This is a genomic window from Neglectibacter timonensis (genome assembly GCF_900048895.1).
GTDB lineage: Bacteria > Bacillota > Clostridia > Oscillospirales > Acutalibacteraceae > Acutalibacter > Acutalibacter timonensis.
Genome location: NZ_LT160639.1, coordinates 288,740 through 309,571 on the forward strand (window position 1 = coordinate 288,740; position 20,832 = coordinate 309,571).

Here is a 20,832-nt window from a genome sequence, read left to right on the forward strand (position 1 = left end):
TTTGGCTTTTGCAGAATTCAATTTTTATTCCAAATCGCTGCAAATGGACGTACAGGTTTCCCTGATTCTTCCTGAAAAGGTACAGGGGGTGGGGTCTGCCCCGGCAATTCGGTACGGGAATTTCCCAGTGCTGTATCTTCTGCACGGTACCTCCGGTGACCATACAGATTGGGAACGTTGGACCTCTATTGAGCGCTATGCCGCAAAAAAAGGCCTGGCTGTGGTGATGCCTGCGGCACAGCTTTCGGCCTATACCAACATGGTTCATGGAGAACGTTATTTTGACTATATCGCTTACGAACTTCCAGAAAAAATCAGCAAGCTGCTGCCAATCTCCTGCTGCCGTGAAGATACATATCTTTGTGGACTTTCCATGGGAGGATACGGCGCCTTGAAAATCGGGCTGACCCTTCCGGAGAATTACGCCGCAATCGGCACGCTTTCCAACGGAAACCACGCTTATATGGCCGCCGGAAAAGTGGGGTCGGATATGGAGAAGCTCTTCCAAAGCCCTTTGGGAGAAGCCATGCGCAACCGCTTCCAGCTTTGCTGGGGATGGACTCCCGAACACCCTGTTCCCGTCGTCGGGACAGACCAGGATATCTTTTGGCTGGCCCAAAAAAATCTGGATGAAAAAAGAAAGCTTCCGGATATCTTCGCTGCCTGCGGAAAAGAGGATCATAATTACTCCATGGCATCCGATGTAAGAAAATATTTCGAAGGCCTCCCAGGGAATCCCTACCGCTATCAATATCAGGAGGAACACGGCGGCCATACGTGGGAATTCTGGGACAAATGGATACAGGTATTTCTAGACTGGCTGCCAATGAAAGGGGAGGAATCGCCTCATGAATATTGACGCCCATTTTCACTGCATTCCTCCCGAGTACCTATCCTGCCTGCGAAACAGCGGACGCTCCCTATTTCGGGAGACTCTGATTGAAAACGGTGCAGAACGCCGCATTCAAACAGCTGCCGGTTCCTTTCCTGTTCCTGACACCTTTACCCACCCAGACGCCGTTTTAAGACATATGGATTCCATGAAATTGGACAAGGCTTTCCTTTCCGTCCCTCCGTTCTTATTTGGATATGAGCGCTCCGTGCCGGAAGGGATTCTCCTATCCCAAACGCTGAATCAGTGGATTCTGAATCTATCCGCCCAATTTCCGGACAGGCTGCTCCCCATGGGAAATCTCCCCATGCAGGATACTGAAGCCGCTATGGAAGAACTGCAGCGCTGCAGCGAGCAGGGAATGCGTTTTTTTCAGATCGGCAGTTCCATGGAGGGACACCTATATGATGAAGAAAGATTTTTACCTTTCTTTCAGGAATGTAGTCGACGGAAAGCGGTCCTCCTGCTGCATCCCTATTACTCCGGCCGCGGAGAATGGGCTTCCCGCTACTATCTTTCCAATCTCTGCGGGTACCCAATGGAGACAACTTTCGGATGTATCTCCATGATCTTTGGCGGAGTATTCGACCATGCGCCTAACTTACGGATTATTGCCTGTCATGGTGGAGGGGCTTTCCCCTATCTTTTCGGCCGGTTTTGCCACGGCTATCAGATGCGGAACGAACCAAAATCGTGCTGTCTCCGTTCGCCAGAATTTTACCTGAAGCATTTCTATTTTGATACAATGATTTTCCGTCGTGAACAGCTCCGCTTTCTCGTGGAATTCGCTGGCGCCGGCCATGTGGTGCTGGGCACTGATCACGGCTTCGATATGGGAATGGAAAACCCGGTAGACTTCGTCAAATCGGCAGGCTTTTCGTCAGAAGACACTCAAAAAATATTGGGAGAAAATTTACTTTCTCTTCTTTCTTAAAGTTCAACTCCAGCCGTCTTCCTTGCTTATCCGCTAAAACAATCCCGTTATCAATAGGAGGTGTCCTATGAAAACAAGAGTATTAGCTGCTGTTTTGTCCCTGATGCTTCTTTCAGGCTGCGTCAGCCAAAATGGAGGTCTCACAGAAAATCGAAAAAATGAATTATCCTCTTCCAGCGAAGTTTCCGGTTCCTCTGAAAAGGTCAATTTCGATGAAGCCCCCTATGAGATCAATTATCTTTATCTGGTCGCCCAGGAAGGCTCCAACCAAAGCAAAGTGGCCCAAGCGGTCAACGACCTGGCCATGAAGGAACTCAACATGACCGTAAAGCTGATTCCCATGACATTTGGCACTTACAACAGTCAAATTTCCATGATGCTGGCCGCCAACGAACCTCTAGATATCTTTTTGGCTGCCTCCAACCAGTTCTCAACCTACATTGACTCCCAGTATCTGGTCAACTGTGCCGACTACTTGACATATTTGCCGGACGCGCTTGCGGTTTTGGGAGAGGACGCCTATGCCGGATATCTCGGTGACTTTCTTGTAGGGTTTTCCGTCATGAAGGAACGCGCCTACCCAGCCGGTCTGGTCGTGCGAAAGGACATTTTTGACGGGCTGGGCTACAGGACGGATGATTTCAGCGTTACCACCGAGGATTATTCCAGCTTTGACCAGATCACTGAGCTGTTTGCCAAGGTTAAAGAGGCGTACCCCAGTATGGTCTGCCTGGACGGCACCTCCATTATGGGACTGCAGCAGTACTCCTATATGGACAACATGGGAAGCAATTTCGGCGTATTGGAGAATTACGGGCAGTCCACTGTGGTCACCAACTGGTATGAGTCTGAACAGTTTAAGTTTTTTTGCACACTGGGCAGAGAATGGTTTACAAAGGGCTATTCCTCTCAGGATATCGCAGTCAATCAAGATTCCGGCGAGATCAAAATGAAAGCTGGAAACTGCTTTTCCTTTATCACAAATGTCAAACCCAACACTGCCGTTGAAAAACTGGCGCAAACCGGCTATGAGGTGGAAGTTCTCTATCTCAGTGATATTATGAAAAACACCAACGCGGTAAACGCCTCTCTGCTCTGTATCGCCAATGCCTCCAAAGACCCGGCGAAGGCGGCGCGATTTTTAAATTGGACTTACCAAAGCGGCGAATTCAACGATTTGATCAATTGGGGGATCAAAGGGGAAGACTGGATTGAAACAGAAGACGGGATGGCAGCTTATCCTGAAGGCGTAACCGCTTCCAGCGTAGGCTACCACAACGATTTTGGATTCGTCTATCCCAACCAGTTTGCAGGGCACGCCTGGCAGGGGAATCCTCCTGACATCTGGAAACAATATCAGCAATACAACTCCGGTCTGATGGTCTCAAAGGCCTATGGATTCACCTTTAATTCCACGCCTGTAGCCACAGAGGAGGCACAGCTCAATTCTGTGGAAGATCAGTATAAGAAGGATCTCGCTTTCGGGGCTGTTGAAACTGACGAAGCCCTGAAAGACTTCAACGAAGCTCTGTACGCAGCCGGGTTGCAGACTGTGATAGAAGAAAAACAACAGCAGCTGGATGCTTGGTTGGCTGAAAACAACTAACTAAAATAAAAAATACAAGAAAAGAACCGAAGCAATTTTTATATGCTGCTTCGGTTCTTTTCATCTTAACTACCTGACCGTTATAACATAGAAAACCGCACGATCACTGCTGCAAAGACTATTGCCACCATAGAGAGCAGTTTGATCAGGATGTTGATCGAGGGACCGGACGTATCCTTGAAGGGATCCCCAACCGTGTCGCCCACCACGGCGGCCTTGTGCTGATCGCTTCCTTTTCCGCCGTGTTCGCCGCCCTCGATATACTTCTTGGCGTTGTCCCAGGCCCCGCCGGCATTTGCCATCATGACCGCCAGGATAAAGCCGCTGACGGTGGCTCCGGCCAGCATGCCGGCCACGCCGTTGACTCCCAGCACAATTCCCACCAGGATAGGGGCCGCCACAGCGATAACAGCAGGAGGCAGCATTTCTTTCTGGGCGGAGCGCGTACAGATATCCACACAAGTTTCATAGTCAGGCTCTGCCCTGCCGTCCATCAGGCCCGTGATTTCCCGGAACTGCCGGCGGACCTCTTGTACAATGCTTTGGGCGGAACGTCCCACCGCGCTCATAGTCATCGCCGCAAACAGGAACGGCAGCACTCCGCCGAGAAACAGGCCTACCAGCACAGGAGGATTTGTGATATCCAGATTGAAAGCAAAGTCCGGCGCGATAAATTTCACCTGCACGATAAAGGAAGCAATCAGCGCCAGAGCCGTCAAGGCTGCTGAGGCAATGGCGAACCCTTTTCCCGTGGCGGCTGTGGTATTTCCCAGGGAGTCCAACGCGTCGGTGCGCTCACGCACTTCCTCGCCCAGACCGGCCATCTCCGCAATTCCGCCGGCATTATCCGCCACCGGGCCGTAAGCATCTGTTGCCAGGGTGATACCCAAAGTGGAAAGCATGCCCACTGCTGATATCCCCACTCCATATAGCCCTTCATCAAAGGATTGAGCGCCGCCCGACACGAAGTAACTCACCAATACGGAAACGCCCACAATCACCACCGGCAGCACTGTGGAAAGCATACCCAGGGAGAGCCCGCTGATGATAACGGTGCCGGCCCCCGTCTCTGAAGACCCAGCCAGATTTTTGGTGGGACGGTAGGAGGCGGAAGTGTAGTACTCGGTAAAAAATCCGATTAGAATACCTGCCAGCAGACCAGAGAGTACGGCAAAGTAGAACCCCACATACTTGCTGCCAAGTCCAAACCAGATCAGCGGGAACGCCGCCACAGCCACCAGCGCGGCGCTGATCCACGTGCCGCGCCGCAGGGCTGACAGCAGCTCCCGCTGGGTAGCGCCTTCCTTAGTCCGGACAAAAAAAGTTCCTACGATGGACGCAAGAATACCCACTGCAGCCATTACCATGGGAATGGTGATGCCGGCAAAACCCAGACCAGCTGCTACGGCCAGGGCGCCGGTGGAGAGGATGGATCCCACATAGGATTCATAAAGATCTGCGCCCATTCCGGCTACATCCCCCACATTGTCGCCCACATTGTCTGCAATGACAGCAGGATTACGCGGGTCATCCTCGGGGATTCCGGCCTCGACCTTCCCCACCAGATCGGCACCCACATCGGCCGCTTTGGTAAAGATGCCTCCGCCCACACGGGCGAACAGGGCCATTACAGAGGCGCCCATACCAAAGGTGAGCATGGCCGCCGCCACCGCCTGCGATTTTGCCTCTTCCAAAGCCTGCCCTGCAGCCAGTATCAGGTGCGCCGGGTCGCCATACCAGAACTGTAGAAAATAATACCACAGGGAGATATAAAGAAGACCCAGTCCCACTACGACAAACCCCATCACGGAGCCTGCGGAGAAAGCAGCGCGCAGGCCCTTATTCAGGCCTTCCTGCGCTGCATTGGCCGTCCTCGCATTGGCCGAGGTGGCAATTTTCATGCCAATAAAGCCGGAAAGGCCGGAAAAAAAGCCGCCGGTCAGAAATGCGAAGGGAACAAAAAAGGAAAGGAACCCAAAGAATGCCAAAAGCAAAAGGATGAGAAACAACGTGGCAAAGAAGACCGCTACACCCAGATACTGCCGTCTGAGATAGGCATTTGCTCCCCGCCTTACAGCCAGGGATATTTTTTTCATCTGGTCGTTTCCCTCGGGAAGCTTCAATACCCGCCTTGCCATAACAAAGGCAAAAACCAGAGCACTCAGAGCGCCTATGGGCGCCAACAGCGTCAACAACATAAAAATCCCCTCCTGCTGTCAAAGTATGGCTTTGGCAAAAATTTTAGTAGCGAAAATTCAAAATCCAAATTGTATTGGTATTATATCTAAAAGTTTTCCATAATTAATTTGGATTCAGTTTCATATTACTCCTTCTTTTTCTAAAATTCAAGCGTTTCCCACATGTTTTCCAACTGCTTTTACCAGCTCATTCGGCTCCTCTCCATTTTTCCCCGGCAGAGAGAGAATTTTTCCGGTACTCGTTCGGAGAAACACCGGTCCTTTTCCGGAATAGATAGGAAAAATAGGAAAAATTATCATATCCCACCCGCTGAGCCACTTCATTAATGGGCAGTTCTGCCTGCAGCAGCAACTTTTTGGCTTCCTGAATCCGGCATTCATGCAGATAGGCTCCAATCGACATCCCCACTTCTTTTTTAAACAGCCGTGCCAGATAATCCGCATTCAGATATACCAGTTTTGCCATAGAGGCACAAGTAATCTCTTCTCCAAGGTGCGCGCCTATATATTCCTGTACCTGCCCCGTTACAGATTTTGCATGTGCCGACCGGCGCAGGGAGCTGCAGGCAGTGGCGACCAAAAAGGATAGATACCGCTTCATACCGGCAGAAGAGGACAGCGCTCGCTGATAGCGCCTGTCATACTCCACATTTGAAAATATTTCTCCGGCATTTCTACCCCGTTCCTTTAAAACGCTGTGAACCATCTGGGTGATATCCAGGCGCAGCGATTTCAGCACATTTTTGTCGACTTGAGAATGTGCGATCAATTCATCGAAATACCGAAAAATCTGCCGGATCAGCTCTTCCCCATTTCCCGCTGAAAGCAGCAGCTCCCATTCACCTAACTGCGGGAGGATGCAGCTAAGTTCTCTGACGCTGTGTTCTCCCTTGCTATGGACGCCGCTCTTAGCCGCCGCATCATCTTCACAAAACAGCAAAAGCTCTGATGCCGCCTGTCTGATCCCATCCAGGGAAATAAAGCAATCATAGTAACAACTGAGCACAGCGGAGAGATGACACTGTACACAGCCGCACATCTTCCTGCAAAGTTCCGGGATACACTGTTCTGAGAATCCCTCCTGCTGAGACAATACCACGCACCAGACATCGTCTGTACGGCGAAATACAGCCTCCAGATGGACGTTTTTTTGTTCCCCAAAAATCTCTTCTGCCATATTTTGAAAGGCATACCGCTTCCATGCAGGCAGTTCCTCCTCTTCCCGCAGTGCCAGGAAACAAAGGGAAAAACGATCTTCCTTCCGGTAGGGAAGCAGTTCCCTTTCTGCCGTCTTAAGCAGGGCCGCTTCCGCTTCTGTTCCCCGTACTGCAGCGTTCCAAAAATTTCGTGCAGCCTCTCCGCACGACTGTACCCATCGCTGGCCAAACTTCCGGTAATTCCGTTCGCTTTTCAGCCGCTGCGCCTCCTGCACGGCGGCGCCGATCCGTTCCTGCAGCGCCGGATAGTAGATGGGCTTCAGGAAATAATCGAAACTGTGTAGTTCGACAGCCTTTTGCGCATAGTTGAAATCCGCATAGACCGTACAGAATAGCATGACGATTTCCAATCTCCGCTCCCTAACCCACTGCATCAGCTCCAGCCCCGATTCTCCCGGCATCTCAATATCCGTCACCATCACGTCCACCTCACACCGGGACAGCAGTTCCTTGGCATGCCCGGCATCCTGGGAGGTATAAACCGTATCAACACCGATGACATCAAAATTCACAGCGTTCAAAATACCGTTCAAAACATCAAATTCATCATCCACCAGCAAAAGATTCATCGATTCCGTCCTTTCCCAAACCGGTAGGGGCAGCTTTTCTTTCCCCCGGCCTGAAGTCATTTTTGCTTTTAACAGGAGTCTGCCGGACCGGGATGACCGTATAAACCCCCGCGCCTGCTTCCGTATTGTAAAATTCCAGCCGGAAATGGCTGCCATAGAGCAGGGAAAGCCGCTTATAGATATTGTGAAGCCCTACATGCTTCCGGCCTCCGCTGAGTTTTGGTTCGTCACCGGCATTCAACTCTTCCAGATTTTGTTCGGAAAAGCCGGGGCCGTTATCCAGCACAAACAGCTCCAGAGCGGGTTCCCCTTCTAGAACTGCTTTTCCGGCCTTCAGGGAAACGCATATGCCCTGCTGTCTCACCCCCGCGTGCTTTAGCGAATTTTCCACAAACGTCATCAGTAGCAGCGGCGGGATTTCCAAAGACAGCAAGTCCTCCGGAATATCCTCCTTCACCTTATTTTCCGTTCTCCGCCGGATGTTTTGAATCTCTACATATTCCCGCACCATGGCGCATTCCGTTTCCAGCGGAACCACACTGAATCCATCGGTAAACAAATACCGCACATAGTTGGAAAGCTTCATACAGAACATTTGAATCCTTTCATAATCTTCCGCCTGGGACATGCTGAAGATTATGCTGAAACAGTTAAGAAAAAAGTGAGGCTTGATCTGCAACTGATAATATTCCAGTTCTGTCCGTGCCAAGGTCAGCTTTTCCTCATAAAAATCTATTTTTAGGGCGTTGAGCTGCCGCTCCAGAGAATCGAAAGCTTCCAGCGCTCCATTCAGTTCAGAAAAACCGTGCCGTTTGGTGTTTTTCCGCAGCGCTGTATATTCATCAATCCGATCGCGGAATTGCCGGAAAGGGATCTCAATATAATGGTGAAAATAATGGAAAGTATACCCAGAAAACAGGAGCAGAATCAGCAAAACACTGCAGAGAAACCCCGCCAGAAGCAACAGGTTTCCACGGTCCGCATAGGGAGTATCCGCGATCGCCAGCCGCAGGTTGGCCCGGTTCATGTCATAGATGCCGCAAAATCCGCTTTTTTCAGCGGCAGCTTCATTCTCACCCAAGGAGATCCCTAACTCCCACAGCTGTGTATCACCCAAAACCGGGACATTCTCTTCATCGACCAGCACGTAAAAACCCTGTTCGGTCAAAACCACATCCAAAAGTGCAGAAAAAAGACTGTCACAGGCAATCCATGCCGCAGCAAAATTGCTTTTGTCAGAATAGTATTGTACGAGATACGGCCTTTCCTCCACCAAAATGCAATTCCAGCTTAAGCTGTGTCCTCTGTTTTCTCCGGTGAGAAACCTCGCTTTCAGCCGGCTCTGGATTTCGTCACATTCCCGATAAGGCACATCAGAGGAATAATGCCACACAGAGGTTTCGCTGCTTCGTTCAAAAAAGAAGAAGCTGAAATCCTCCGCCCAGTAATTTCCCTGGTAGGCAAATTCCTCTGAAAGGCCCCGGGCCGCCACATTCCGGTCGTGAACGCGCTGCGCCGCGCCGATGGTGCTCGCTTGCACGTTACCCATCAAAACCTCCGTAAGATAGAAATTCGCCGTAAGAAGACGCCGGTTCGCCTCCGACAGCTGCTCTTGAATCGCTGTGTCCAGACGCTCTGTCGCGGCCTTTTGCGTATCGTACACAGAGTACAGCAAAAAGAAAATGCCCGCCGACAGTATAAGCAAGACCAAAATCGTAAGCACCAGCAACACTTTCCGTAAGGATGGCGTTATGTACCTTCCATTTTTCACTTTCACTCTCCCCCTCATCGAACGTCGTGATCATCCGTTTCATCTTACCGAAATAGGAGGAAAAGTGCAAGATATCACACCCGCAAAAACAGGCGCTATGTCGAATTTTCGATAATAGTAGTACGTTTTTTTATATATTTCGTTCCTTTATTTCGTTATGATAAAGCTACTGAATACAAATTCTGAACCTTAGAGGAGGACAATGACAATGAGAAAAAAATTATGCAGTATCCTGCTGGTGCTGGCGTTGCTGGCCACCACATTCGCAGGCTGCCAAAGCACCCCTGCTCACAATTCCAAGCTCGAGGATTCCACCGCCAAAACAGACGGCTCTTCTCAGGGCGGACAAAGCCCAGCCACATCCGACACTATCAATTTTGACGAGGAGTCATATGAGGTAAACTTTCTCTATCTAGTGGCTCAGGAAGGCGCCAACCAAAAGAAGGTGGAACAGGCGGTCAGCGATCTGGCAAAACAGGAACTAAACATGACCGTAAAGCTTATTCCCCTTACGTTTGGCACTTATTTCTCTCAAATTTCCATGATGCTGGCGGCCAATGAATCCCTCGACCTTTTCCCGGCGTTCTCCAATCAGTTTTCAACCTATATTGAATCCCAGTATATCATTAACTGTGCGGATTATTTGGAGGAAGCGCGAGACATTATCGATGTATTGGGAGAGGACGACGCCTTTACACCCTATATCGGCGACTTTCTAGTAGGCTTCGGCGCTATGAAAGAGCGGGCCTTTCCGGCTGGTTTGGTCGTACGTAAGGACATTTTCGATGAATTGGGTTTCCAGGTAGGAGATTTCCACATTACCACCGACGATTACTCCAGCTTTGACCAGATTACCGAGCTGTTTTCCAAAGTGAAGGAGGCTTATCCCAGCATGATTTGCCTGGACGGCACCTCCATCATGGGGCTTCAGGAATACTCCTACATGGACAACTTGGGCAGTAATTTCGGCGTTCTGGAGAGCTACGGCCAGACCACTACCGTCACCAACTGGTTCGAATCCGACCAGTACCGCAAATTCTGTGAAATTGGAAGAGACTGGTTTCAGAAGGGTTATTCCTCCCAGGATATCGCTGTGAATCAGGATTCGGGCGAGATCAAGATGAAAGCGGGCAACTGTTTTTCTTACATCACCAATGTCAAACCCAACACCAATGTGGAAAAACGTTCTCAAACCGGCTACGACGTAGAAGTCATCCAGCTGGGAGAGGCTATGAAAAGCACAAATGGCGTGAATGCCACCGTATATTCCATTGCCAACGCCTCCAAGGACCCCAAAAAGTCCATGCAGTTTTTGAACTGGACCTACAAGAGCGGGGCTTTTGAAGACCTGATCAACTGGGGCATTGAGGAAGAAGACTGGATTATTAACGAAGACGGGCTGGCCGCTTTCCCAGAAGGTGTGGATTCCAACAACGTCGGTTACCACAACGATTACGGCTTTGCCTATCCCAATCAATTTGCCGGTCATCCGTGGCAGGGGAACCCCGCCGACATCTGGGACCAGTACCGGGAATACAATAATAATCTTCTGGTCTCCAAGGCCTTCGGATTCACCTTTAATTCCACCTCTGTGGCCACAGAGGAAGCCCAGCTCAACTCTGTTTTTGAACAGTACAAGAAGGATGTCGCCTTCGGCGCAGTGGATACGGAAAGCGGACTGAAAGAGTTTAACGACGCCCTCTATGCCGCTGGACTGCAGACTGTAATGGACGAAAAACAGAGGCAGCTGGACGCCTGGCTTGCAGAACTAAACTGAATGGACTGGCAGTTCCGGTAAATCTGGACTGCCGGAGTCCGTTCTGTCTCCGTAACAGGAGCGCGCCACAGAAAAACTCTGCGGCGCGCTCCTGTTACTCTATTTTAGAACTCATGTACGTTAAACCTTGTTAAACCTCTGTGCGCCGCTGCGGACGGGCGAGAAAAAGCTCTCCCTTCCCCCCGAGCACCTGCATACAGTTCCGGGCTTTTTCTTCCGTTTCAAAAATCCCATAAACAGCAGAACCGCTACCCGTCATCATAGCGCCAAGTACACCGCAGGACAACATGGCCTTCTTGATGTCCCGCACCTGCATCAGCTTCATGGTCTCATCAAACCGATTCCCGAGACTTTCCCCGATCTGTCGCAGATCGCCGCTTTCCAGCGCCGCCAGCAGCTTTGGCGTCGCCTGGCTGCGGGAAAGTGGGTATTTGTCCACTAGCGCATAGGCACGCGGGGTACTCATGCCTGCAGGAGGTTTACAGATCACCAGAAAACAATCCGGCAGCTCCGGCGCCGGCTGCACCAGTTCACCCACCCCGGTGCAGCGGCAGGTACCGCCATGTATGCAAAAAGGCACGTCCGCCCCCACCTTCGCGCCCAACCCCATGAGGGCCTCCAAACTCAGCTTTGCCCCATAAATCTCATTCAGAGCCAAAAGCACGGCTGCCCCATCGGCGCTGCCGCCTCCCATACCTGCCCGGCTGGGAATATGCTTTTGAATCGAAACCGTAAGGCCTTCCTTCTGCAAGCCGCAATACTCAAAGAAATATCTGGCTGCCCGAAAGGCCGTGTTCTTGGTATCCAAAGGAAGGTATTCTCTGTCACAGCGCAGCCGGATTCCAGGCTCTTTGCCGCGTTCCAGCTCCAGCTCATCAAAAAGGGAGACGCTCTGCATCACAGTATCCAACAGGTGATATCCATCTTCCCGTCTGCCTGTGATATCCAGCGTCAGATTGATTTTTGCATATGCTTTTACTTTCATCCTCTTACTCCGTTGGGTCAGCAGCGGGCTGACAGCTCAAACACCGCCCCTGGATTCAAACAGAGAATTACCATCCGGTTCCCCAACATCCCGTCGGATCTTAAACATTGAACAGTCTCAGCCGCCTGATTTCGATGACATGCTTTGGGCACATCTCATGGCAACAGAAACATCGAATACAACGGCGGTAATCAATCTCTGCTTTATGGTCCTTTATTTCTATCGTGTTCTGGGGACAGCTTTCCGCACACTTCCCACAGCCCACACAGCTTTTTTTCTCAATGCGCGGATACGGCGTCGCAAGCTTTTTTGCCGCAGGCCGCAGAAATCTCGGCAGACGGTCGATAAAGTCCGTACTGGACGCTTCAGCCTTTTGAAAATCGGGAACAGAAAGGCTCTCCAAAGAATCTCCCAGCAATTCAAGCCCGTCAATGGATTGGGGAACCAATCCCCGCTCTGCTGCATACCGCAGCATCAGCACCTGTCCTGCTTCCAGGCCTGCCAACTTAGCGCAGCATACATCCACAGCATAGGGACTTTTGGACGCGGCGAGCACGCCCAGATCGCGGCGGGTTCCACCTGTGGGACCGTTGCCTTCCATGGCCCAGATCCCGTCTGTGATGCAGAGATCCGGCTGCAAAAAATCGCACAAGTCCAGCAACATCTCCGAAAACTCCGGCTTTTCCGGAAACCGGCAGTGCAGCTCCGGCTTTTTCAGGCCCGGCACCGCGCCGAACATATTCTTCACTGCACCTGAAAAACCCACCATGGAATGAGTCTTCAGCTTTGCCAAATCAATCAGATAATCCGCTCCCAAAAAAGGGGAGACAATCGCCATTCTCCTGCAGCGCACCCCACCCGGCAGCGGCACCTCCCGGCTTTCACAGTCCGTATAAAGGGAAAAACCGCATGCCTCGGCCATATCCGTATAACCGCATCCCCGGAAGGCCGCCTTCATCGTCATAGGCGTATAGGGCCCTCCGGGACTTTCCGCAATCAAAACCTTCGCGCCGGCACGCTGCACACACTTCCCCACCGCGGCGACCAGCGCAGGATGGGTGATGATGGCTTCCTCAGGTTTAGAGGTCATCACCAGATTTGGCTTGAGCACCACAGTCATTCCGGGCGAAAGCTCCTCGTAAATATGCAGCTCCTGGAAGATAGCGTCAACCTTTTCATCTAACTCTTCCGCGCCGTAGCCGGTACAGCGCAGAAGCATCACCTTATCCCTCACAGCTCCCGGAGAAACGCTTCCATCCGCTCCAGCGCTTCTGTAATATGCTTGATGGAATAAGAATAAGAAATTCGCACAAAACCCTCTCCACAGGCTCCGAATGCATCTCCGGGAACAACCGCCACCCGCTTGGAATAGATCAGCTTTTCACTGAATTCCATGGATGTAAGGCCAGTTGACTTTACAGAAGGGAACACATAAAATGCGCCTTCCGGTTCAAAGCATTTGAGCCCCATGGCATTGAGGCCGTCCACAATCAACCGGCGCCGCATATCGTATTGAGAGCGCATGTACTCAATGTCGTCATCGCCGTTTTGCAGCGCCTCAATCGCCGCATACTGGCTGGTGGTCGGCGCGCTCATGATGGCAAACTGGTGCAGTTTGGTCATCAGGGCGATAATTTCCTTCGGTCCGGCGGCATATCCCAGCCGCCAGCCCGTCATAGAGTGGGATTTTGAAAACCCGTTGACCAGAACGGTACGCTCCTGCATGCCCGTAATGGAGGAAAAAGCAATATGAGGTGCGGTTCCATACGTCAGTTCACTATAAATTTCGTCGGAGAGCACCATCAGATTGTGACGTTCCACCACCCCCGCCACAGCCTCCAAATCCTCCCTGCGCATCACGGCGCCGGTGGGATTATTGGGATAAGGCAGAATCAGCAGTTTTGTCTTTTCCGTGATCTTCTCTTCCAGCTCCTTCGCTGTGAGGCGGAAACCATTCTCCGGCTTAGTCTCGATAATCACCGGAACACCGCCCGCCATCTCCGTAATGGGTACATAGCAGACGAAACTGGGCTCTGGAATGAGCACCTCATCGCCGGGATTGACCAGGCTTCTGACGCAGAGGTCTATGGCCTCGGAGCCGCCCACCGTGACCAGCACCTCTGCATCCGGTTCGTACCATACGCCATAGTGCCGTTTCAGATAGTTGGAAATTTCTTCCCGCAGCTTCAAAAAGCCGCGGTTGGGAGTGTAGCGGGTCCGTCCTTTTTCCAGAGTATGGATTCCCTCCTCCCTGATATGCCAGGGGGTATGGAAATCCGGCTCGCCTACGGAAAGGGAGATCACATCGTCCATCTCATTGGCAATATCGAAGAATTTTCGGATTCCCGAGGGCTTGATTCTCTTTACATTGCTGTTGACCAAGGAATTGTAATCAATCACAAAGATTGCTCCCCCTCTCGTCAAATTCTTCGTAATCGCTGTTGAAAACCACGCCGCCGTCCTTATATTTTGTCAGCACAAAATGGGTGGCGGTAGACAGTACCCCGCCGATGGGAGCCAGCCTTCTAGAAACGAACATGGCGATGTCGGACATGGTTTTGCCAGTTACCGTCACAGCCAGGTCGTAGCCGCCGGACATCAGATAGACGCTTTCCACTTCGGGGAAATTCATGACCCGGCCAGCAATCTCATCAAAGCCCGTGTCCTTCTGAGGGGAAACCCGCAGTTCGATGAGCGCAGTCGCCCGGTGGATATCGGTACGCTCCCAATTGATCAGGGCATGGTATCCCTTGATCACGCCTTCTTTTTCATATCTCTGAATGGCCTTTACCACATCCTCTTCCCGTTCTCCCAGCATGACTGCCAGCTGTGCGGGAGTGAGCTTTGCCTCGCCCTGCAAAAGTTCCAAAAGCTGTTCCATTGCCATAATCTTTGCCTTCCTTTCTTAGGTGTAACCTCATTTTACAAATCGAAACCTGTTTGCCTTTCCCCGCCGCCTCATTCCAGAGGCAGCATCACAGGGGTCCTGTTCTGATAGACGGCAAACTCGGTGAACCCAGCTTGCTTCAAAAGCTCCATCCCTTCGTCGATTCCCTGGGCCAAGTCCTCTGTACAGTGGGCGTCCGCCCCCAGGGTGACCAACCGCCCCCCCATTTCGTGATACAAGGCAAACAGCTCCGGATCGGGAAGACGCGGCACGTCCTGCCGGAGGAGGCGGGATGTATTGAGCTCCAACGCCTTTTCTCCACGGATCAGCTCAGAAAAAATAGCTTTTACCTGCTCCATATGTCCGGCAAAACTGGGGGTACTTCCAGGGAGAGAGAGATAACGCAGCGGATAGGTGATATGCGCCAGGCTGTCAAACCCTCCCCAGGAAATCATGGCGAGAATCTCATCAAAATAACGATTCAGCAGCGCGTCAATCCGTTCTTGGGAAAGCCCTTCTTCCCCCAGGTGGTAAAAATCCTTTTCCCCCGCTACATTGTGCAGGGAACCGATCACAAAATCATATTCTCTGCCTGTGAGGGCATCTTCTGCGGCACTGGGGTTCTGCAGGGGCTGGCCCAGTTCAATCCCCCTCAGCAACCGGAGCTGGGGGTAATCCTTCCGGCACTGGTCCATCTGCGCCCAAGCCTTCCGCACCACGCCATGGTATCCGGTACCGCGGTATTCCGTGTATTTATATTCATTGCATTCGCAGTGGTCGCTTACCGTATAGTAAAAGAGCCCCAGCTCCAGCGCCCGCTCACACATAGCATTCATTGAGGATCGTCCGTCAAAGGAGCAGTCGGAATGGCTGTGGCAGTCGCTGGCATAACGGTGCTTCATCCTGAGAATCCCCTTTCCGAAATAAAATCAATAATAAGTAATTATAGCATAGGTTTTGTCAAAAGAAAAGCCGGAATCTCAATGGGCCGTTGTGGAAAAGTGTTGATATCAGGCCTTCCTCGCCTCACCTTGTCAAAACATATAAAATTGAAGCAGCCGGCCTGAAACTGGCCACTGCCCGATAAACCGGAGGTTATCCTTTCGCCCGCAGCTCTATCAAAACGACTTCCGGTCGATTATTGAAGCGGAATGGAATGATACTGTTTCCGATCCCTCTGCTTACAATCATATTAGTGTTTCTCTCTGTATAGAGCCCGGCGTCATACTTGGGAAATAGCCCTTGATTGGGGGCCGCTAATCCGCCGACAAACGGCAGTCTAAACTGTCCTCCATGAGCATGGCCGCATAAAACCAGTTCAATTCCTTTTTCAGTATAGGTATCAAACAGTTCGGGCCGATGTGAAAGCAGGATAGCGTATCCGTCATTTTCTTCGACGATGCTGTCCAAAGCTCTGTCAATAGCAGTTTCGTCCGGCGTTATACCATCACTTTGGAAACTTGGATCATGAACGCCGAGCAAAGCAATGGCCTCTCCTGCGATTTCAAGCTCCACACGTTCATTTTCAAGCACAACAACACCCAATTCGATCAAACCGTTTTCAAAGCCGCTGTATTCTAAAATCCTTGCTTCATGATTGCCCGTTACATAGTAGCAAGGAGCAATCTTTACGGCTTTCGCGGCAAACTGCAACGCAATCTCTATATCTGTATTCCGAGATTCTATCAAATCTCCGGTGATTGCAATAACGTCCGGTTCCGCATCATGCAATATAGTAAGGAGCGCTTCATTCTCTTCACCTAATTCTGCATTGTGCAGATCGGAAACATGGGCAATGCGGTAGCCGTCAAAACCATCCGGAAGGCCGCCGCTTGCTATTCTGTATATATTCAGCTCCAATGCTGTATTGGCCCACCATATCCAAGAAATCAAAGCTATAAGAAGGATCGCCAAAACAGCCGTCGCAGTCATTCTTTTTTTCTTTTTTGCAAGCATTGTGCCGCTTCCTTTCTTCGATCCGGTCAGCTTTGGTTTATTGATTTTATAGTATCATAGTATTGAATTGTCCGCAACAAGGGCTGTCTGTAAAACTGACGGGGGTTTGCCCGTCAATACTTATCTGCAGCAGGGAATCCCCACGGCCCGTTGGGCGCAGAGATGGGTGAAAGCGCGAAACAGAAAATCCCCTCCCGGCGCGCAAAGGGACGCGCTCCCCTAAGAGGCCCGCGTCCCTTTCCTTTCCCATGGAAAAGCGGTCTACGCCTTCCCATTCCGCACGATAAAATTGCAAATGGATAGATCGGAGTTGAGGACGGTTATGTTGAACCGCACTCCTGTTGAGGTCTTTATCTCCGCCTCGCTGGCACTTCCATAAAATTGACCGACGGCCCCCTGGCTTTCCGACACGGTGCAGTCGGTCACCTCCCATTCGCCCGGCTCAATCTGACGCAGATAGGCCACCGCCGCTTCCAGCACCTCTTCCTCACTGCGCGGCCCGCCTTCCGGCAGCTGTCTTATTCCGCTGAAATCCGGATCGTCAAAATACCCTGGGGGCCAACGGATCCAGCTTGTCAAATTACCGTCCGCCGCATAAAGGCACAGGGTGTATTGATCCCCCTCCGGAAAGCAGAGCTCTATCCCCCAATATTCGCGGTCTGTATTTCTGGTTTCAGTTCCGCTGGTAATCAGTTCCGCCCGATAGTCCGGCGTCGTGCCGTCTCCCAGCTTGTATCGGGTAACGGCAACCTCTATCACCGCCGGAAGTTCCTGATAAGAAACCTCCCCTACCAAAGGCTGATACATTTCCGGAGGAACTTCTCGAAATTCTGTTTCCAAATAGCGGAGAAGCTGTTCGTCCGTCATGGAAGCTGCCGGCAAAATCCTATAAATTTCCCCGCTCTCTTCCCCAGAAAGTTCCACGCAGAGGGGTGCCTCCTGCCCGGTTCGTTCCTCAGCCCGCTTTCCCTCGTACAGGTACAGCGGACGCAGCGCCCCATAACGGAGCTTTTCTTCCCGGGTCAGCTCCCGATTTTGTCCGGCCGCCGCCGTGCCGTTACCTTCCATCAAGCCTGTGCGGCAATACTTGGGAGTAAGGATCCCCCACTCCGGAACACCCTCCATTGCCTGAGCCAGCTGCAGGAATTCCTCCTCCGTCAGGGACCGCTCCCCAAGCGGCAAAAAAGCATATTGGCTGATACCATAAACTCTTTCATCGAGAGATACAACGGCAAATCCCGTCTCTTTCGGATCTTGGGGCACTGGCTGTGAGGTTTTTTCTCCCTCTGCAAGCCTCTGTTTGGCCTGACGGTAACGCGCTGCGAAGTCCACTCCGTCAAATTCCGGGGCTGCTGATTCCAGCGCTTCAGAAGAGGCTGAGCTGCTTTGCACAGGAGGAACTCTGCTCTCCTCGCCGCCGGAAGAAGAATTGCCGCCGGGGCTGCAGGCTGAAAACAGCAGTACCGGCAGAAGGATACAAACGAGCTTTCTATGCAATTTCATAACCTGCACCTCCTAAAAAATCAAGCGCCTGTTTTATTAATTTATTTTACTACATATGCCGGGGAAAGACAATGGTTGCGGCCTCTTCCCGCTTGACAGAACCCCAGTTCTGACGCATAATAATTCCAGTATTTTTTCATTCAGCAAATCGACGCACGCATCAGCCCGTGCGGAAAGGAAGCAAGCTATGAACAAAATTGAAAAAGCCGTCATCACCGTCATCGGAAAGGATATGGTCGGCATCCTCGCCAAAGTATCCAATATGTGCGCGGAAAAAGGCGTGAACGTGCTTGAGGTAACCCAATCCATTCTTCAGGATATGTTTGTCATGGTCATGCTGGTGGACATCACCGACGCCACGGATAAAATTGCAGACCTGGCCGACGCTTTCGACGTTCTGGGAAAAAGCGCCAATCTGAAAATACATGTCATGCACGAGGACATCTTCAATTCCATGCATAAGATCTAAAGCAGAAAACATAATGGGCCAGGCCGCCGCATTCTGCCCGCCGGGCAGGTACGGCGCAACCACTCTACATTTTCACCGAAAGGGTGACGAAGTTTTTGAATACCAACGAAATTCTGGAAACAATCAACATGATCGACAACGAAGATCTTGATGTGCGCACCATCACCATGGGAATTTCCCTGCTGGACTGCATCGATCCCGATGTGGAAAAAGCCACGCAGAAGATCTACGACAAGATCTGCCGGTACGCGGAAAACCTTGTGAAGACCGGCGAGGAGATCAGCCGTCAATACGGCATCCCCATCATCAACAAGCGCATCTCCGTGACTCCCATCGCTATGGTGTCCGGCGCCTGTCCCGGAGCTTCCCCGGTGCGTTTTGCCGCAACGTTGGACAGGGCCGCCAAAACCGTGGGGGTCAATTTCATCGGCGGTTATTCCGCGCTGGTCCAGAAGGGTTTTGGCCCTGGAGATTATGCGCTGATCGAAAGCATCCCGGAAGCCCTGTCCGAGACGGACTTTGTCTGTTCCTCCATCAATGTGGGCAGCACTAAGGCTGGCATCAACATGGACGCCGTGGCTAAAATGGGTAAGATCGTAAAAAAAACCGCCGAGCTCACCGCCGACCGGGAATGCATCGGTGCGGCGAAGCTGGTGGTATTCTGCAACGCGCCTGAGGACAACCCCTTTATGGCCGGAGCTTTTCACGGGCCCGGCGAGCCGGACTGCGTGATCAACGTGGGCGTTTCCGGGCCCGGCGTGGTGCGGGCCGCCATCCAGAAATCCGGCGGCGGCTGCGATCTGACCCAGATCGCCGAACTCATCAAGCGCACCGCATTCAAAATCACCCGTATGGGCCAGCTGGTAGCCCAGGAAGCTTCCCGCAGGCTGTGCGTGCCTTTTGGCATTGTGGACCTCTCCCTGGCCCCCACTCCTGCCATCGGCGACAGCGTAGCCTATATTCTGGAGGGCATGGGTCTGGAGCAGTGCGGCGCCCACGGCACCACGGCCGCCCTGGCCCTCTTAAACGACGCGGTGAAAAAGGGCGGCGTGATGGCCTCCTCCAGCGTGGGCGGGCTCTCCGGCGCATTCATCCCCGTCACTGAGGACGCGGGCATGATCCAGGCCGCCCGCAGCGGCTGCCTGACCTTAAACAAGCTGGAAGCTATGACCGCCGTCTGTTCGGTGGGTTTGGACATGATCGCCATCCCCGGCGATACCCCCGCTGAGATTATCTCCGGCATCATCGCGGACGAAGCCGCCATCGGTATGGTGAATTCCAAAACCACCGCTGTGCGCGTCATTCCCGCCGTAGGTAAAAAAGCGGGCGAGGAACTGGATTTTGGCGGTCTGCTGGGCAGCGGCCCCATCATGGACGTGAACCCCGCCTCCCCCAAGGAATTCATCGGGCGGGGGGGCAAAATTCCTGCGCCTTTGCAGAGTTTAAAAAACTGATTTGCTGTTCCTGATTGAGACAGCAGAAAGAGGAGGCCGATTTCATGCATCTTAACGATAATGGGCAGGCTGTGGCCGGAGGCGCGGCGTTCTGCTTTGCCGCCCTCTTCTTCTTGGTATATTCGGTACAGCAGTTCCGGCAGAAAGGCCGCGTGCTGGACCCCGTCATCCTGGCATTGGAGAAGGAGAAACGGGAAAAAACTCTGGAAACGGGGCGGGCTTATCGGGAATCTGCTCACCTCTTCCTCTTCTTCACGGTAATCTGTTTATTGGTCGGGCTGGCCCTGATGTTTGACAGCGGTTGGCTGGCAATGGCCGCCTCCGTGCAGGCAGTCGTGGGGGCGTTGGCCATCCTGCTGAAAAGGATAGAGCAGGTTTAATCCAGAAAATTTCTCACTGCTGTTTTCGCTTGCATTTTAAAGTGATCACTGTTATAATGAATAAAGATTTGCTGAAAGGAGTTCGCACAATGGGCTGGAAGCTGGATGTTTTGATGAAGTCCCAGGGAAACATTTGAGCCGTTCCGTCTGAAAGTGCGTTCTTTTTTAGGCAGATCTATGACAAAGTTACTTTGCCATGGGTTTATTTGCCCATGGCTTTTTCTTTTGCCATCC

General features: G+C 51.9%; 17 protein-coding genes. 7 read left to right on the forward strand and 10 right to left on the reverse strand.

Annotation, left to right across the window (positions count from 1 at the left end; translation table 11 throughout):
- The first annotated feature begins 1 nt into the window (after position 1).
- The 3 genes from BN3911_RS06445 to BN3911_RS06455 all read left to right on the forward strand — a co-directional run bounded on the left by BN3911_RS06445 (position 2) and on the right by BN3911_RS06455 (position 3,432).
- Complete coding sequence (locus BN3911_RS06445; RefSeq protein ID WP_066862976.1) at positions 2–859, forward strand: alpha/beta hydrolase; 858 nt, start codon at positions 2–4, stop codon at positions 857–859.
- Positions 849–1,826: an amidohydrolase family protein gene (locus BN3911_RS06450; RefSeq protein ID WP_066862979.1), complete on the forward strand. Its 978-nt coding sequence runs from the start codon at positions 849–851 to the stop codon at positions 1,824–1,826. The genes BN3911_RS06445 and BN3911_RS06450 overlap by 11 nt, the downstream gene beginning before the upstream one ends.
- Before the next feature lie 67 nt (positions 1,827–1,893).
- Positions 1,894–3,432, forward strand: a complete 1,539-nt coding sequence (locus BN3911_RS06455) for an ABC transporter substrate-binding protein (protein ID WP_066862982.1) — start codon at positions 1,894–1,896, stop codon at positions 3,430–3,432.
- 80 nt (positions 3,433–3,512) lie between these two features.
- Here BN3911_RS06455 and BN3911_RS06460 read toward each other — a convergent pair whose 3' ends face one another.
- The 3 genes from BN3911_RS06460 to BN3911_RS06470 all read right to left on the reverse strand — a co-directional run bounded on the left by BN3911_RS06460 (position 3,513) and on the right by BN3911_RS06470 (position 9,139).
- On the reverse strand, positions 3,513–5,630 hold the full coding sequence (locus BN3911_RS06460; RefSeq protein WP_066862985.1) for a sodium-translocating pyrophosphatase: 2,118 nt from the start codon (positions 5,628–5,630) through the stop codon (positions 3,513–3,515).
- Positions 5,631–5,817: 187 nt separating this feature from the next.
- Positions 5,818–7,416: a response regulator transcription factor gene (locus BN3911_RS06465; RefSeq protein WP_066862988.1), complete on the reverse strand. Its 1,599-nt coding sequence runs from the start codon at positions 7,414–7,416 to the stop codon at positions 5,818–5,820.
- On the reverse strand, positions 7,394–9,139 hold the full coding sequence (locus BN3911_RS06470) for a sensor histidine kinase (RefSeq protein ID WP_187127695.1): 1,746 nt from the start codon (positions 9,137–9,139) through the stop codon (positions 7,394–7,396). Before BN3911_RS06470 ends, BN3911_RS06465 begins: the two co-directional genes overlap by 23 nt.
- 256 nt (positions 9,140–9,395) lie before the next feature.
- Here BN3911_RS06470 and BN3911_RS06475 point away from each other — a divergent pair, with 256 nt between their 5' ends.
- Positions 9,396–10,964, forward strand: coding sequence for an ABC transporter substrate-binding protein (locus BN3911_RS06475; RefSeq protein ID WP_066862993.1), 1,569 nt, complete (start codon positions 9,396–9,398; stop codon positions 10,962–10,964).
- Positions 10,965–11,094: 130 nt separating this feature from the next.
- On the opposite strand, the gene ispE is transcribed toward BN3911_RS06475, so the two are convergent.
- The 7 genes from ispE to BN3911_RS06510 form a co-directional block, all read right to left on the reverse strand.
- On the reverse strand, positions 11,095–11,949 hold the full coding sequence (gene ispE, locus BN3911_RS06480; protein ID WP_066862996.1) for a 4-(cytidine 5'-diphospho)-2-C-methyl-D-erythritol kinase: 855 nt from the start codon (positions 11,947–11,949) through the stop codon (positions 11,095–11,097).
- A 100-nt stretch (positions 11,950–12,049) separates the two neighbouring features.
- Positions 12,050–13,168: a DUF362 domain-containing protein gene (locus BN3911_RS06485; RefSeq protein ID WP_187127696.1), complete on the reverse strand. Its 1,119-nt coding sequence runs from the start codon at positions 13,166–13,168 to the stop codon at positions 12,050–12,052.
- Between the two features lie 11 nt (positions 13,169–13,179).
- Positions 13,180–14,346, reverse strand: a complete 1,167-nt coding sequence (locus BN3911_RS06490; RefSeq protein WP_338086345.1) for a pyridoxal phosphate-dependent aminotransferase — start codon at positions 14,344–14,346, stop codon at positions 13,180–13,182.
- Entirely contained in the window at positions 14,342–14,830 is a 489-nt protein-coding gene (locus BN3911_RS06495) for an Lrp/AsnC family transcriptional regulator (protein ID WP_066864242.1), read from the reverse strand. Before BN3911_RS06495 ends, BN3911_RS06490 begins: the two co-directional genes overlap by 5 nt.
- Positions 14,831–14,907: 77 nt before the next feature.
- Positions 14,908–15,738, reverse strand: a complete 831-nt coding sequence (locus BN3911_RS06500) for a histidinol-phosphatase HisJ family protein (protein ID WP_066863005.1) — start codon at positions 15,736–15,738, stop codon at positions 14,908–14,910.
- Positions 15,739–15,931: 193 nt separating this feature from the next.
- Positions 15,932–16,792, reverse strand: coding sequence for a metallophosphoesterase (locus BN3911_RS06505; protein WP_066863008.1), 861 nt, complete (start codon positions 16,790–16,792; stop codon positions 15,932–15,934).
- A 261-nt stretch (positions 16,793–17,053) separates the two neighbouring features.
- A complete protein-coding gene (locus BN3911_RS06510; protein WP_066863011.1) occupies positions 17,054–18,295 on the reverse strand; it encodes a hypothetical protein in 1,242 nt (413 codons plus the stop codon).
- A gap of 187 nt (positions 18,296–18,482) precedes the next feature.
- Here BN3911_RS06510 and BN3911_RS06515 point away from each other — a divergent pair, with 187 nt between their 5' ends.
- The 3 genes from BN3911_RS06515 (at position 18,483) to BN3911_RS06525 (ending at position 20,598) form a co-directional block, all read left to right on the forward strand.
- Positions 18,483–18,764, forward strand: a complete 282-nt coding sequence (locus BN3911_RS06515) for an ACT domain-containing protein (protein WP_066863013.1) — start codon at positions 18,483–18,485, stop codon at positions 18,762–18,764.
- Positions 18,765–18,859: 95 nt separating this feature from the next.
- Positions 18,860–20,218: a PFL family protein gene (locus BN3911_RS06520; RefSeq protein WP_074039120.1), complete on the forward strand. Its 1,359-nt coding sequence runs from the start codon at positions 18,860–18,862 to the stop codon at positions 20,216–20,218.
- Between the two features lie 44 nt (positions 20,219–20,262).
- On the forward strand, positions 20,263–20,598 hold the full coding sequence (locus tag BN3911_RS06525) for a hypothetical protein (RefSeq protein ID WP_066863015.1): 336 nt from the start codon (positions 20,263–20,265) through the stop codon (positions 20,596–20,598).
- Positions 20,599–20,832 lie beyond the last annotated feature (234 nt).

Excerpts from the sequence above, each read along its gene's own strand:
- BN3911_RS06450 (WP_066862979.1), top strand. The coding sequence starts at position 849 with ATGAATATTGACGCCCATTTTCACTGCATTCCTCCCGAGTACCTATCC.
- BN3911_RS06455 (WP_066862982.1), top strand. The coding sequence starts at position 1,894 with ATGAAAACAAGAGTATTAGCTGCTGTTTTGTCCCTGATGCTTCTTTCA.
- BN3911_RS06460 (WP_066862985.1), bottom strand. The coding sequence starts at position 5,630 with ATGTTGTTGACGCTGTTGGCGCCCATAGGCGCTCTGAGTGCTCTGGTT.
- BN3911_RS06465 (WP_066862988.1), bottom strand. The coding sequence starts at position 7,416 with ATGAATCTTTTGCTGGTGGATGATGAATTTGATGTTTTGAACGGTATT.
- BN3911_RS06475 (WP_066862993.1), top strand. The coding sequence starts at position 9,396 with ATGAGAAAAAAATTATGCAGTATCCTGCTGGTGCTGGCGTTGCTGGCC.
- ispE (WP_066862996.1), bottom strand. The coding sequence starts at position 11,949 with ATGAAAGTAAAAGCATATGCAAAAATCAATCTGACGCTGGATATCACA.
- BN3911_RS06485 (WP_187127696.1), bottom strand. The coding sequence starts at position 13,168 with ATGCTTCTGCGCTGTACCGGCTACGGCGCGGAAGAGTTAGATGAAAAG.
- BN3911_RS06495 (WP_066864242.1), bottom strand. The coding sequence starts at position 14,830 with ATGGAACAGCTTTTGGAACTTTTGCAGGGCGAGGCAAAGCTCACTCCC.
- BN3911_RS06500 (WP_066863005.1), bottom strand. The coding sequence starts at position 15,738 with ATGAAGCACCGTTATGCCAGCGACTGCCACAGCCATTCCGACTGCTCC.
- BN3911_RS06505 (WP_066863008.1), bottom strand. The coding sequence starts at position 16,792 with ATGCTTGCAAAAAAGAAAAAAAGAATGACTGCGACGGCTGTTTTGGCG.
- BN3911_RS06510 (WP_066863011.1), bottom strand. The coding sequence starts at position 18,295 with ATGAAATTGCATAGAAAGCTCGTTTGTATCCTTCTGCCGGTACTGCTG.
- BN3911_RS06515 (WP_066863013.1), top strand. The coding sequence starts at position 18,483 with ATGAACAAAATTGAAAAAGCCGTCATCACCGTCATCGGAAAGGATATG.
- BN3911_RS06525 (WP_066863015.1), top strand. The coding sequence starts at position 20,263 with ATGCATCTTAACGATAATGGGCAGGCTGTGGCCGGAGGCGCGGCGTTC.